The organism is Ruegeria sp. TM1040 (genome assembly GCF_000014065.1).
Taxonomy (GTDB): Bacteria; Pseudomonadota; Alphaproteobacteria; order Rhodobacterales; family Rhodobacteraceae; genus Epibacterium.
The window spans coordinates 47,750-60,541 of the sequence record NC_008042.1 but is presented as its reverse complement, the minus strand read 5'-3'; the positions used below and the strand labels follow the sequence as shown (position 1 = coordinate 60,541).

The window sequence follows — 12,792 nt, the reverse complement described above, 5'->3', positions numbered from 1 at the left end:
CGTTCCGGCGCGCCGGGCTAATCCTACCGTAGCCCCAACGCGTCATAAAGCTGAGGACTAACTTGGTGAACCGGGAAGCTATCTTCCTTCAGCAGCCCAAGCTTTGCCGCACGCTGAACAGTTTCCATGTCGTTGCGTGTACCCAAAGCCCTGCGAACTCGCTGCATGTGGCTGTGAATAGTTTTGGGGTTATCGCGCTGGATTTCATACAGGATTTCTTTCATCCGCAGGCCCTGCGCTTTCAAACGCAGTACTTTTAGGTTCATCTCGCTCAGGCCCATCTGAACAATTATGTCGTCCGACCAATCACTGCACATGTGAAGATAATTTGCGAGCGTCTGGATGGTCGTCCTGTCCCTTTCAAAACGCGCATCATGTTTGAGGATATCACCGGATGGATCAAAAAGACCGATAATGCCTCTCATCCCATTGGCCTGTAGTGGGATGACAACCCCAGAGGATACGAAGTTGCGCACCCCTCCAACGACGCGCGCGAAATTTTCGGGCAACTCATTTGCGTCCAATGCGCGATAAAAGCTTGATTGCAGAATTGGTTTTCGAGTCAGAGCCCCCATCCGCATACCATAGTCATCCAGAGCATAGTTGTTACGCTGATAGATTTCGCGCCATTCATTGGGCAGACCTGATCGCTTAGAGACATGATTGTTGTGAATGGCATGTAGCGACCGCGTATCTAGAAACAGGCCATAATTGACGCCGACATAACCATACTCCGCTTCCATAAAGCCTGAAAAAACTTTGTATTTTGCATCAAGTGTCGGTGCGTCGGTGATATCTCGGATTAGATCAAGGGGCGCATACATAGTTCAGTCTTAAATCTACTTGCGGCTTTGTTGCCGGAATACAAAGACTGAAATAACAATTGTTTCAACGATGTTTAGGGGGAAAATCTTCGCAACATCCGCGCTTCACCTTTTAGGCGAAACCACTTCACCGTACTCTCCGATAGCATGATTTCCGTGCCCGCCAGCTGGGTAAACAGGACAGAGTCACAAAACCTCGCAAGAAAACGGTATGAAAGGCACGCAGAAAGCAGGGCCTTTCATGACCAATATACTACCGCTGGAAGCAATATACAGGCTATTTACCCTCGACCTGAAGGGGGGCTAGGCTCCAACCCACCACTGCCGGAACATTCCACAGCATGTCCATGTACTGTTGAGGTTTACCGCCGTCGGCGTAATACACGACCTTACGCGCATAAGCTGGACCTGCATCTGATCGGGCAAAATCGACAACCGCATCGCGTTTCCGGTTCATCCAACGTTCGCAGAGGATGGCTGCCGGACTGATTGGAGAGCCAAGAAACCTCTGGTTTTCCTCCAATGCAGAACTCGGCAAGCCCGCAGGGGTCAGGACAGTTATATCCTCCGTCATCAGGAAGCACAGATCTAACGCATCCTCAGAGGTATCGAAGGTGCCGAATGTCGGTGTGACCTCGAAGAATACAGCAAGCCTATCCTCTAGGAATTCCGAGGAGGACATCTCGATAGCCGCATCTTCGAAAAACGTGGCCTGGCCAAGCATCAACACGCGATCCAGGCCTTGCTGCTCTCCAAGGACGAGGATCCGCATCTCGTTGTCTTTTTGATAGCGCATCGTCCACATCACGCGCGTATCCGAGCTAGAAAAGGAAAACTCGTCCTTCCAAAGTGCGCAGCCTTTTTCATCGAGTTTTCCATCGTCAGGATCCATGACGCCCATGCGTTCACAGCGATAGCCCTCCGCCTCAAAAGTTGCGCGGATTTGTGCGGAGGACTGGGAGAAGTTAGCACCACCGATAATTGCCAGATCTGCGGCAGACACTGCGCTATGCGACAATATCAATGCGACGGTTGTCGCAAGAGCCCGATTGAAAGCCATCAAGGCATTCCTGGAAAATGGTTTGAAAAACAAGGCCCTGCCACGGCTTTACCCGCAGCAAAGGCAAATCTCGGATCATTTTGAAACTTAGCTCAGATCCACAGGTACGCAGATGCCGGATTGCTGGCCCTGCTCGCTGTGGGACACATTGAGTTCAAGCGTGTCATAAGAGACCGAAAGCTTTAGCTTGTCGTTCAGGCGCATAACCTGCTCAGACCCGGTATCGGTGGTGGTCCGCGGCCCCGATCCCGGTGACAGGGTCATACGCAGCTGCTCGTTTTCGATTGTGACGGCTCCGTTATCGGCGCGCGCCATCACAAACCGAAAGCCACCAGCCTGACAGGCAAGCGCCTGTGGGCGGGAAAGCTCTGACGCCGGGCCGGAGATCTCTGCAAGTTGAGACAGGCGCACATAGCCGGAGCTACACACGGCGCCGATTGCATCCGGTGCGTTCAAATCGCACTCAAACCCATAGGACTGGAACCGTACCCCCTGCCAGCCCTCAACCGGAGCGCCACAGGCGCGAACGTTCTGATCCACCGGTATGACCTCGGTTGTGATCTCCTCAGGCCCGAGGTGAATCGGAGTGACGCTCTTATCCTCCATCCAGTCCGCAGGCCGCAGGTCATGGATCGGCCCGCAGTTCGGAGACACCTCGGGGAAGGATACAACCGGCGCGACCCGGCCTGTAGTCAGGGCAAACTGGTCAAGCACTTGGAAGTTATCGACGATTGAATCCGGATTACAGGCCTCCTCGTTCGCAGGTAGGAAGTCAGAGGCCAGCCCCAACGCCGCTGAGGCGAACTCCAGATCCCGATCCAAACCCACAGTAAAAACACGCTCACCTTCATAAAAGCGGATGTAGCTGAAATCTTCTTCGGATTGCGCGATTCCGGTTGAAAGGTAGGGCATGAACTGCACTGGCATGGACAGGTCATAGACTGGGTCAGACAGGTCAGGACCGCCGAGGAACTGAACGGTTTCATTTTGCAGGCACACCTGGACGCGAGAGGCATTCTCCGTGTCACAATAGAATACCTGCGTCCCGCCGCCCTCACAGTCGGCAAATGCCGGAGCTGCACAGACGGCGAAACTCGCCACGATAAAATAGCGCTTCATCTGCGTTAGCCCCCAAAGCCGGCAATATTGCCTTGTTTCACCCACGCGCTAGAGCAGTTGCCCCAATATGCTCGGTCTTGCGGCCAATCATCGGCCGTCATGGAGCACGCAGCCAGTCGTGCCTCATAATCGAGCTGGGTCATATAGCCGCCGGCACCGTCGCCTTTGTCGGGGTCTACCCAGATGATGCCAGAGAAGCCGTCCTCTGAGACGCATTCAAAAGCGGAGCCGAGGTCGGAAGGAAACGCATAGCCAAGGATCGCAGCCTCGTCCGATGGTGCCGCAAAGAGCGCGATCTGGCCGTTTTCGGTGCCTTCATTGCTTAACACGCCGGCGACTTCTCGACAGTTATAACTGCCATGGGGCGTGGCACCGGAGATGGGCTTGCTCGGCTGGTAGAACGGAGCGCTATCGGCGCTTGGCCCCGTGCGCATGGTATTCATTGAGACACGACGCAACGCCAAAAGGTTTTCGATTTCCGCACTCAGGGCCGGTTGCATGCAAGAGAGGCTGCGATCTGGGGCGGTTCCGCGTCCAAACAGATCCAGCCAAATCTCCGCATCAGAGGTGTCGTCAGTATCCATGGGTGTTTTCACACTGAGTACAGCGCGCCCGCCCTCATGCAGGAAAGAAAACTCATGCACATCCCACGGGAACCCACCCGTACCCGGCGCCATGCCGAAAGGTACATCGGCGGCAAGCCGATAGATCGGGCCATCCGAGATCTGAGGCGTCACGTGGAGTTCCAAAACCGGATCTCCTATTTCAGGGTGCTGACTGCTGCAGACTTTGATTTCATCTGCATCCTCAGTAAGACACAGCACCTGTGTCGCCAGAATGTCGTCGCAAAAGGCCTGCGCCATGCCCGCCGAGCACAGCAGACTGACCCCGAATTTTGTCAAAAACGATCGCACGTTTAGTTCTCCTTTGAGGCTGGGGCATAGAGTGCCGCTTCGTTCAGCTCCGCAAGCGATCCATTCACTGTGCCGGTTGCACAGGTATATGAAGAGGTTCCACCGCCGTCCCGGATCAGGTTCATGCCTGCAACCTGTCCGGATACGTAAACTTCATAGCCCGCCCCCACGCCGCGCAGCGTGGAGGACGCCCAGTCAGCGGCGGTAAGGCCGGTCACATTCCCCAAGGGAACGCTGACCTCGGCGGGAACGCCAGGTTCCTTGTCAAATGCCAATCGGGCGTTTTGCGGCGTCCAGCAAAGCTCCAGATGCCCTCCACTCGGCAAGGTGCATGATAGGGCCTGGGTTTCAGGCGGCAGGCACTCCGCATGACCAACGACAGGCGCAAAGGCCAAAAAACAAAGCAACTTCGAACGCATGAGCCTGCTCACCCTGCAAAAGCAGTGCAGACATCGGGGGTGACCGATCCTTCGGGAATCCACCCCGCCCCTGTCTCCGTCTCGACGAACTCAAACCCACCCCATGGTTCAAAACGAAAGTGTACCGTAGCGCCGCCTTGTATGGTGCCTGTCGGATAGCTGTCACGCATGCCAATGCCGCTGGTCAGGGTAACCGGTGCGCCCGTGTAGCCGACACAGGAGGATTCAAACTGTGACAGCGTCGGCAAGAGGTCGATATCATCCAGCTTTCCGACCAACGAAGAGGCCAAATGGCGACCTTTGGTATTAATCTTGCAGCTATAGCTGGCTTCTAATTGTTTATGTGCGCTGACCATTCGCTGATCCCAGTCATTCAGGCTGGGAGATTTCGTCGAACACTCTGCACTAAAAACCGACTTACCCAGGGCAGAGCCAAAGCAATAACCTGCTCTGTCGAAGGCCATATTCCGCAAATACCACGCGTCCTCACACAAGGCACTTGCAGTGCCCGCAGTGCAGGTAAGGGCTGCAGTTAGAACCAGTGCTTTCATCGTCATCTCCTTAAACAAGCGCGGGGCATGTGCCTGGCTTGAGGCAAATGGAACCACGCGCCACATGCCTGCGGTGTTATTGTATTTGCTGAAGATAGGCGCCATCGACCCAACCTGTGGCACAGGGCCCGTTATAGGGCTGGCCAAGGGCTTCGGGCCGCAAGAAGCATTCCGTCATGCCCAGTGTTGGGATGGCAACGGCGACGAAATCATTTTCACGATCAATGATATCAACGATGTCGCCGGGCTGTAGCATCCACCAGATCGGGGTTGCGGCCGAGGGGCGTGCCGCGGCATAGACCGGCAGGCCCTCGAGGTGGCCAGATGTGTCAGCCACCCGTGCCACCCCTACCGTATTTACGCGCGGGATGATCTCATCCTGGGAAAAGAACGCGGCAATCGGGCCGCGGGTATCTTGGGCGCCCCACAGTGCCTCGGGGTCGGCGTAGATCGTTTCCGGCGCGCATAATGTCTGATCGACTTGCGCGCGCCAATGCGGTGATTGCAGCCACATGCTGTACTCGCCGGTCGCTGCAAGCGTTTCCTCCATGTCGTCCCACGGCAGCGACGCATGCAGGGTTACGGGCTCTGCCAGGTCGGTGCTCCAGAACCCGATTTCCAGCCGCAACTGATCGTCCTCGGACCAGCTGAACCACGTTGTATTCGCATCGGCGATCAGCGGCGTGTCATAGTACATTTCGCCCGACGCCAACGCGTGACGTGTCAGAATATAGCTGTGATCCTTTGCGCAGACGGTAATCTGCTCGCGAAAGTCGGCGTTGTCCGTTGCACATTGAAACAGCACCTCGCCGCCGCAAACAGGTTGCGCGTTGGCTGTGCCGGACCACCCGGTCGCCGTCATCATCATGACAGCCGCTGACAGAGTTCGTGGCAGCATCACAACAGCCCTTACTGCGCCGCTTCGATCAGCTCGATGAGCGAAGACAGGTCGCTGTTTACGCTGCCAGCGTCACAGGGAATATCAGCGATCAGCGCGCCGTCTTTCAGAACATTGACCCCGCCCATTTCGGTGGCATCTGCCGCGCGTTCGCTGCCCCACCAGACCTCATAGGCGTAGCCACCGCCAGCATCAAAGGTCACGGACTCGGTCATGAAGTTCCCCATGCCGTTCCAGGGCGATGCGGTGATCGTGGCCATGTCCTGCAGGATCTCTTTTTCCACTGCGCCGTTGGATTTGAAGAACCCGTAGGCAGCCTTGGTGCCATCTGCCCAGACCGCGTTGCAGACCTCGACACCCCGCGTGCCGCCCTTCAGCGTGCAGGTGAACATTTCGGTGCCGTCAAGTTCGCAGAATTGCCCGGCTTGAAGCGCGCCAGCGCCAAACATCAGCGCAATCGAAAGGTATATCTGTTTCATATTGTGTCCTGTCTCGCGGAATGGGTTCAAAATTCAGGGTGTCTTAGGTGTCTCGGGCGCCGCTTTCCGCAGCCAATAGGCGCTGGCGGCTGCTCCGGCCAAAGCGACAGCAATGATAAGGAGCGCCAGAACTGGGCGGAAATAGACCCAAGCAATCGCTATCGTGGTGCCACCGACAACCAGCGTAAGAGCAACGCTGATCAAGGAGGTGACAGAAGCCGTGATCCATCCCAGAAACGGCAGAATGCTGGCAATTACGTCTACGACGCCGAACAGCGCCTTAAATCCCAAAAACAGCAGGACCAAGAGACCGATGCGCAACATCCAAGTTTTGAAGGTGTTGTTGGAAACAGCTGTCTGGAACATCTCGTCCGCAGTCTTCAAGCCTTCTGCCACCAAGTAGATCTTGCGCCCGTTTTGGGCAGTGTAGGGCAACAACGTGTCGCTGCGCTGTACACCGACCACGCTCGCCTCTTCGATTTCAGATACGCGATAGCTCACCCGGATATCACCCAGCTGCGGAGCCGTGACATCTGCACCAAAAACCACCTGCCCAGCGACCAGTTTCGCCGGTTGCTGCAACGAAAGAGCCCGCGCGACATCCTCCGCCTGCTGTGAGTCCAACAGCATTGGTGTTGAACCGCCCAGATCTGAAATCTCATCATCTACGGTAAAAGCACCAATTGTGCCCTCTGGCTGTCGGATCACTTTCGATGCGATTGGCATCGGCGGGTTCATATGCCCCTCGGGGACCCGAAACTCTGCTCCACTGGCTGGCGCATCCGTCCAACCCTGACGATAGGTGTATCGCGTGGTCTTTTCCTGCCCGCCACCTAGTTTTGTCTCCGTCTTGGTTTGCTTGTCTTCGATCCAGGCAAATTGCTCTACCTTGCGTTCAAGACGCACGGTTTGTGCAGACGCAACCACCCCCAGCGCCACATCCGCCAGCGGCACCTCAAGCGCAAGCGGGCCGCCTATATGCAGAAGGCGATCTTCGTTTTGCGGATCTATTGCCGTGTGGTCGACCGACACGACCTGGTTGGCCCCTTCGGCAAGCGCCCGAGCTGTACGCACGGCATTGCCTTCGTTCCAAAACAGAAAATACACAGCGATACCGATAAAGCTGATTCCAAGCCCGATGCCTTTGATGGCGTTCTTCAGCCGGGCAAACAGGCCAACTTGCGTTGTTTCCGTGAACTGAGACACGATTTAAACCTTTGAAATTTCTGGATACGCGGGTCAGGTGCTTTTGCCGAAACCCAAGGTTTTGATGACTTCGGCAACATCTGCCATGCTGGGCCCAACAGCTATCGGCGCATCGGGGACACCCAGCCAGTCGTTGATTTTCTGCGCCATCACAAGATGGCGCCTGCTCGTCGTGTAACCATGGGACAGCGCAACACGATGCCGGTTCTGGGCAGCGCCTGTCACCACGCACAGCCGGTAGGTATAGCTGGCATGCAGCCGGTTGTTGCTACGTTCATTGCGCTTCAGATCAACATCGGCTTGCTTCACGTTTTCCAGCGTGATGGTGTCCTCGCGAGTGCCATGCAGCATGGTCTTGCGCAGGGTCAGCACGTCGGATGCGCGATCAAACACAACTTCTGTTTTGTGGTAGACCAGCCATAAAATGCCTCCACCAATGCAAACAGCTCCAGCAGCAACGCCCCAGCTCGCGGTGTAGCCAGCAATGGCTGCGCTCACGCTGAGCCCAACGACAACAAGAAGAATACTGCACAACACGGCCGAAATGGCGCTGGTAGTCCCCCTCAGGATAAGGCGATCAGGTTCATTCAGGTGGATCTTCATTTGGCGAGGCTCAGGTTCTCAATGGTTTTTTTGAATTTGGTAGCCTCTGTTCGGTTCGGGCGAACCCGAAGTCAGGTGAACAGGTTACTCGCTACTAACATTGCTTTGCGCGCAGGCGACGTCCGTCAGGTGCAAACGAGGCAGATAATTGCACCTGTCAGCGCCGACCTGCACAGCAAACCAGTGGTTACAGAAGCGGTGTCTTGTTTCTTGTCGTGCTTGCCGTATTACGGGTGCCCCTGCCATTACCGGTGCTGCGCTCCTGGGTGTCCGCAGCGGATTCGGGCGCGCTTTGTTTTTCGGTGCCTTTGGCTTCCTGCGCAAAAGCAGGTGCGGATAGCGTCAGCGCAAGGGCCGCAAGAATGGTCATGAATTTCATGGTATTTTGCCTGTGTAACTCTTTCGCAAGCGCTGAATAGCCATCGGCCGCAGATACAAACATATGGATATTTCTCCATATTGCGGCTGGGGGAAATCTCTGCCTGTGGCCCAGGTGAAATTTCCTCAGCTGTATAAAACCGGCCTAAATAGAGCACATGGTCCACTACCTCAGTGAAACACTGCACGTTCACTAGTCGCTTTCTCCATAGAAACGACGGCGGCAGCTGCGCTGTATGCAGCTCGCGTCGCACTCACGATCTAAGTGATTGCTTTAGTTAGCTTCTTTTGGACACGGGGGATCTCTGGTACAGGAGAGGCTCTATGAGGATGAGCTAATCTCTAGGTATACTCTCCGAGCACTCGCGTCAGCTTCGAGCAGCGAGCCTGCGCCATGCCCGTCACATGATCCACGCCTGGCGCGACGACTACAATCATCACTGCCCGCATTCGAGCCTCGACGGGCTCACCCCGAGGGAGTATCACCAACGGTCAGGAGAGGACCAAACCCTGAACAGAGCTAACTGAAAAACGCGGACTCTAAGGGGAGCACGGCAGAACATGTCAACATCGCCAGCGCGAAAGCGATACTAGAAGCTTCTGCGTATTTCTACTTCTGATATGTCGAACTACTCAGCGGGAATAGCTTTGACCATTTTGCTCAAGGTATCTGTCACAACCTGCGCCGAAGGGTCCGCCATAAGCCAACCTTCTGATCCAAACCTGTAAGTTTCAAAGTCGATCTGTACAAACCCGAAGGCGTCTTGCGTGACTCGATTGTATATAGCGCCAGCCATCAGTTCGGCGCATCCCGATGGGCCGCAGGAAAGTCCGACGTAAATGTCACCAACGTGCTTGTTGTGCGGTAGATAGACAGTCTCATAGAAACGATCTGATAAAGCTTTTTGGATAATTTTTGCATCGTCGGAGGCAGCAATCGCTGACTGCACTGAATCCTGAGCGAGGATGTCAAAGACATTTCCATCGTCGAGCTTCCCGGTGGGGGTTGCAGGTTGGCGCCTTCTAGCAAGGGCAGCTTCTTTTTCGGCTTGCATATCCGCCTCTCGGATCTGAGCTTCTTCTTTCGCCGCTTCGGCGGTAGCGATGCGTTGTGCCTCTGCTGCACGGCGCTCAATGGTTTTCCAATCTTCTTCAGACACGGGCTCAAAATCGACAGACGGACCCGAAGTGACGGATACCCGCAATGGATCAATGTCGTCACTTCGGTATGGGAATATTTCGAAGGTACTCGGAATACCCTCTTCAGGAGTGATAGTCGTCACGACCCGAGATCCCTCGTAATGTACCTCGACATCCTCCGCAGCGGTACAGGCTCCAAACGGCTCTGACAGAACACCGTGGTCAGATGCCTGAACCCAAAGCCAGCGGTATGCTTCAACACACCCTTTGGGCAATAATGAGCCCGAAAAACGAATTAAGGCCAACGCTTCGCTTACCGCCACGATGCGTGCACTGTCAGGTACAAATGAGGGTATAAGTATACGCCCACCGATCCGTGGGGATCCGTTTTCAAAATCCACACGTGTTTGTCCGCGTTTATCCCGCGTACCGAGCTTTTGGACCTGCAGATCAGCCGAGCGGCCGAACCATAGGTATTCTACTTCGGGCAAATCTAGTACCGGTTGGCTTTCGTTCTCTGCATTTGTTGGCCCCGTCGCAGAGGATACGATCCGCCCAATGTCTTGTGAAACCGCCCGTTCCATCGCTGCTTTACAGTCACTAGTACCATAAAACAAAGCCCCATCAGTGCAGGCTTCGCTGGCAAGAGCTTCGTCCATTGCCTTGCCTGTGGACTCCGCTGTGTCGTAGATATCCAGCTTAGCTTCCGCATTTGAAACGTCAACGTTAGCTATCTCTTGTGATTGCTGCGCGTCCTTAACAGGTGCAAGCGGAAGCGGTGACGTAAAACGCCCGAGGGCAATATAGATCAGAAAACCCTCGAGCCGGTCACTGTTGTCCTTATAAAGCGCAAGTCGATCATCTTCGATCTGCACATTGACACATTCCTCCTGAAGACAAATCTGGCGTGGACCATATGAAACCATCTCAAGCTCGCGTTTGCCGCGTTCATTCAGCAGCGCTCCGGCCCCGCTAGGCCCTAATTCGACTGCAAAAATTCCAGTTCCCGGCCGGTCTACATAAACCGTCCCAGGGAGCATGTTGGTCAAGTCACCAGTGAAAGAAGCAGGGTTGTGGCGAATGAAACCCGGCCAAGCTCCGAAGATACGGGATGAACCGTGCGGATCCTCCTGAAAGGGACGCCATGTGCCGTCATCTTGCAGATAGACCGTCGACCACCCGCTTCCGATGCCGTAGGCGCTGCCGCGTTTGCAAACCTCTTCACCATTCGCTTCGAAGTCAAAACAAATGACATTTTCATCGGCGATGCGCCATGCAGCTTCGCCACGCCCTCCGCTGGCATAAGTGAACTTTGCAGTACCATTTGGTGAAAGGTACACAGACCAGATCGCATAGCTACCAACGGTCGCTCCTAGCAGCGTATGCCCCGACAGATCGGACAAGGGGGGCATAGGTTCTGAGTGGGCGGGTTCAGTGCCCTGCAAAAGAGTGGTGAAGATGAGAGCAGCGAGGCTCGAACGAAACAACAAATTTGAGCGCAATAGTCTGCGGTAGAGTGTGTTCGTGAAAATGGACATCGTAATAATGCTGACTTGATATTTTTTGTTGGAGACGTCAGATGTGACAACCTCTGATCGTGCAGAACTCTTCATCCTAACAATCTCAGATGCAAGCAATCTGTACACGAACGGTCCTGACATTTGTTCTTAAAAGATCACCTTGACGCGAGGCGGCCTCGTTTCTTCTTTGTAGCCCGGAGGTGGTCATGATGCATGGTGCCTCCGCTACGAGGCACGGTCCGAGGCTGTCATATCTTGTGCACATCAGCAAGAAATCCTGTACGAACGGGGGCTAGGCCATCGTTCAATCAGGATTTGAGATCTTTGCAAGCTTTAGGGCGGCAGCCTGATTGACTGAGCAGGCATGCCGGGTCGGCAAGGTTAGTTCTCTTAGCTAAAAACTCTTGACGGCCAAGATCCGGCTCCCGAGATCCTGCCTCCGGCCACATCCTCTAATATCTGCTGAACAAAAACAAAACCGCAATAAAGTGCCGCGCGGAGTCGCACCGGCGTGAGGCGGGAATTGAGGCGATCGGCTGAACGTGCTGCTTTGACAAAAGCAACGGCGCGCGTGTGGTAGAAGTACAGACCGAAACTTGCTCGCACTCGCTTTTCAGGAGTGTGGAGATTTTTGAACTTGTAAACCTCACCCGCTTCATGTGCTCGCAACCGGAACACGGAACCGACGACCAGGCGACGCCTTCGGAGGCTATGACCGATGACACCGATCGGCTCCGTCCTCTCGAACCACGCGGCTTACCGAATGGACACAAATGGCAAGCCCGCCGATAGGAAAGGTATGTCGGTTCACAGCGTCAGCGCATCATCGAGCCGACCATCTGCGACATGTGTGAAACTGAGATATCCCAGAAGCAAGCCGACTGCTTGGCTCGGCCCCTGTGTGATCCCGACGGGACTGTGCCGAGCCGTCCGATAACGTTCTCATCACAGAAACGGGAGCATCAGGAACAACATTGGATGTGGCGTGTTGTTGGGGTGGAACGAAGGCGCAAGCCGTTTAAAACATACCGCGATCCTGAAAAGGAGGACAACACAATGAAACGTTTCGCACTGACCACCGCCGCAATCTCCGCCCTGATGGCTGCCCCGGCAATGGCCGATCTGAACTCTGCGGGCGCGCAGACTTTTAAAGAGATGCAAGAGACCTATCCCGCGATCGACCGCAAGATCTTTGAACAGGTCGACGTGAACAAGGACGGTGTCGCCGATATGGCAGAGGTTGATGCGGCCGAGCAGTCGGGCGTGCTGAACGTAGACATGAGCGCGGCCGAGGCCAGCGGCACCTACGACCCATCGCCATATGGCGTGGAGGAAGCTGGTGCGCTGACCTTCGCTGAGTTGAAGGATGAATATCCATCGCTCACCAAGAAAGTCTTTGAAGAAGTCGACGTGAACAAGGACGGCGTCGCAGATATGGCGGAAATCGATGAGGCCGAGCTCTCTGATGTTCTGGAGCCGGGGATTGGGAACACGGCTGAAGGACAATCCTACAATCAAGGATAACTCCCCCGGCTGAGCCACGCAGCATAGCTGGTGGCGCATACCAAAGAGGCCCCTTCCCACTGCGGGAGGGGCCTCTTCTTGATGAGAGCAACACTCTAGCTGATACGCAAGCCCTGCGCAGGGACGGCAAGGGATGACCGTTGCCGAGGTACGCTGA

Annotated in this window: 13 protein-coding genes and 1 pseudogene; 2 read left to right on the top strand and 12 right to left on the bottom strand. The window is 55.2% G+C overall.

The window, feature by feature from the left end:
- Nucleotides 1-23 precede the first annotated feature (23 nt).
- The 11 genes from TM1040_RS00245 to TM1040_RS00195 form a co-directional block, all read right to left on the bottom strand.
- Nucleotides 24-824, bottom strand: coding sequence for an autoinducer binding domain-containing protein (locus TM1040_RS00245; protein ID WP_011536586.1), 801 nt, complete (start codon nucleotides 822-824; stop codon nucleotides 24-26).
- Between the two features lie 277 nt (nucleotides 825-1,101).
- Nucleotides 1,102-1,884, bottom strand: a complete 783-nt coding sequence (locus TM1040_RS00240; protein ID WP_011536585.1) for a hypothetical protein — start codon at nucleotides 1,882-1,884, stop codon at nucleotides 1,102-1,104.
- Between the two features lie 87 nt (nucleotides 1,885-1,971).
- Nucleotides 1,972-3,003: a hypothetical protein gene (locus TM1040_RS00235; RefSeq protein WP_011536584.1), complete on the bottom strand. Its 1,032-nt coding sequence runs from the start codon at nucleotides 3,001-3,003 to the stop codon at nucleotides 1,972-1,974.
- A gap of 5 nt (nucleotides 3,004-3,008) precedes the next feature.
- The gene (locus TM1040_RS00230) at nucleotides 3,009-3,917 is read right to left on the bottom strand and encodes a hypothetical protein (protein WP_011536583.1); all 909 of its coding nucleotides are present in this window, start codon (nucleotides 3,915-3,917) and stop codon (nucleotides 3,009-3,011) included.
- Nucleotides 3,918-3,919: 2 nt separating this feature from the next.
- Complete coding sequence (locus TM1040_RS00225) at nucleotides 3,920-4,336, bottom strand: hypothetical protein (protein ID WP_011536582.1); 417 nt, start codon at nucleotides 4,334-4,336, stop codon at nucleotides 3,920-3,922.
- 8 nt (nucleotides 4,337-4,344) lie between these two features.
- Complete coding sequence (locus TM1040_RS00220) at nucleotides 4,345-4,887, bottom strand: DUF4453 domain-containing protein (RefSeq protein ID WP_049763152.1); 543 nt, start codon at nucleotides 4,885-4,887, stop codon at nucleotides 4,345-4,347.
- A 76-nt stretch (nucleotides 4,888-4,963) separates the two neighbouring features.
- On the bottom strand, nucleotides 4,964-5,785 hold the full coding sequence (locus TM1040_RS00215; protein WP_011536580.1) for a hypothetical protein: 822 nt from the start codon (nucleotides 5,783-5,785) through the stop codon (nucleotides 4,964-4,966).
- A gap of 11 nt (nucleotides 5,786-5,796) precedes the next feature.
- Nucleotides 5,797-6,264 carry a hypothetical protein gene (locus TM1040_RS00210; RefSeq protein WP_011536579.1) on the bottom strand — a complete coding sequence of 156 codons (468 nt, stop codon included), beginning with the start codon at nucleotides 6,262-6,264 and terminating at the stop codon, nucleotides 5,797-5,799.
- A 33-nt stretch (nucleotides 6,265-6,297) separates the two neighbouring features.
- Entirely contained in the window at nucleotides 6,298-7,470 is a 1,173-nt protein-coding gene (locus tag TM1040_RS00205; RefSeq protein ID WP_011536578.1) for a TMEM43 family protein, read from the bottom strand.
- A 33-nt stretch (nucleotides 7,471-7,503) separates the two neighbouring features.
- Complete coding sequence (locus TM1040_RS00200; RefSeq protein WP_011536577.1) at nucleotides 7,504-8,073, bottom strand: hypothetical protein; 570 nt, start codon at nucleotides 8,071-8,073, stop codon at nucleotides 7,504-7,506.
- A 187-nt stretch (nucleotides 8,074-8,260) separates the two neighbouring features.
- The gene (locus TM1040_RS00195) at nucleotides 8,261-8,515 is read right to left on the bottom strand and encodes a hypothetical protein (RefSeq protein ID WP_011536576.1); all 255 of its coding nucleotides are present in this window, start codon (nucleotides 8,513-8,515) and stop codon (nucleotides 8,261-8,263) included.
- Nucleotides 8,516-8,835: 320 nt separating this feature from the next.
- Here TM1040_RS00195 and TM1040_RS19815 point away from each other — a divergent pair.
- Nucleotides 8,836-8,979: pseudogene (locus TM1040_RS19815) on the top strand (integrase core domain-containing protein); the annotation flags it as partial.
- Nucleotides 8,980-9,080: 101 nt separating this feature from the next.
- Here the strand turns inward: TM1040_RS19815 and TM1040_RS00190 are convergent.
- Entirely contained in the window at nucleotides 9,081-11,204 is a 2,124-nt protein-coding gene (locus tag TM1040_RS00190; RefSeq protein ID WP_044026400.1) for a hypothetical protein, read from the bottom strand.
- A 963-nt stretch (nucleotides 11,205-12,167) separates the two neighbouring features.
- Between TM1040_RS00190 and TM1040_RS19810 the strand changes: the two genes are divergently transcribed.
- Nucleotides 12,168-12,635 carry a hypothetical protein gene (locus TM1040_RS19810; RefSeq protein WP_084789003.1) on the top strand — a complete coding sequence of 156 codons (468 nt, stop codon included), beginning with the start codon at nucleotides 12,168-12,170 and terminating at the stop codon, nucleotides 12,633-12,635.
- Nucleotides 12,636-12,792 lie beyond the last annotated feature (157 nt).

Coding starts and splice junctions, on each gene's coding strand:
- TM1040_RS00240 (WP_011536585.1), bottom strand. CDS start 1,884: ATGGCTTTCAATCGGGCTCTTGCGACAACCGTCGCATTGATATTGTCG.
- TM1040_RS00225 (WP_011536582.1), bottom strand. CDS start 4,336: ATGCGTTCGAAGTTGCTTTGTTTTTTGGCCTTTGCGCCTGTCGTTGGT.
- TM1040_RS00220 (WP_049763152.1), bottom strand. CDS start 4,887: ATGAAAGCACTGGTTCTAACTGCAGCCCTTACCTGCACTGCGGGCACT.
- TM1040_RS00245 (WP_011536586.1), bottom strand. CDS start 824: ATGTATGCGCCCCTTGATCTAATCCGAGATATCACCGACGCACCGACA.
- TM1040_RS00215 (WP_011536580.1), bottom strand. CDS start 5,785: ATGCTGCCACGAACTCTGTCAGCGGCTGTCATGATGATGACGGCGACC.
- TM1040_RS00200 (WP_011536577.1), bottom strand. CDS start 8,073: ATGAAGATCCACCTGAATGAACCTGATCGCCTTATCCTGAGGGGGACT.
- TM1040_RS00195 (WP_011536576.1), bottom strand. CDS start 8,515: ATGTTTGTATCTGCGGCCGATGGCTATTCAGCGCTTGCGAAAGAGTTA.
- TM1040_RS00190 (WP_044026400.1), bottom strand. CDS start 11,204: ATGAAGAGTTCTGCACGATCAGAGGTTGTCACATCTGACGTCTCCAAC.
- TM1040_RS00235 (WP_011536584.1), bottom strand. CDS start 3,003: ATGAAGCGCTATTTTATCGTGGCGAGTTTCGCCGTCTGTGCAGCTCCG.
- TM1040_RS00210 (WP_011536579.1), bottom strand. CDS start 6,264: ATGAAACAGATATACCTTTCGATTGCGCTGATGTTTGGCGCTGGCGCG.
- TM1040_RS19810 (WP_084789003.1), top strand. CDS start 12,168: ATGAAACGTTTCGCACTGACCACCGCCGCAATCTCCGCCCTGATGGCT.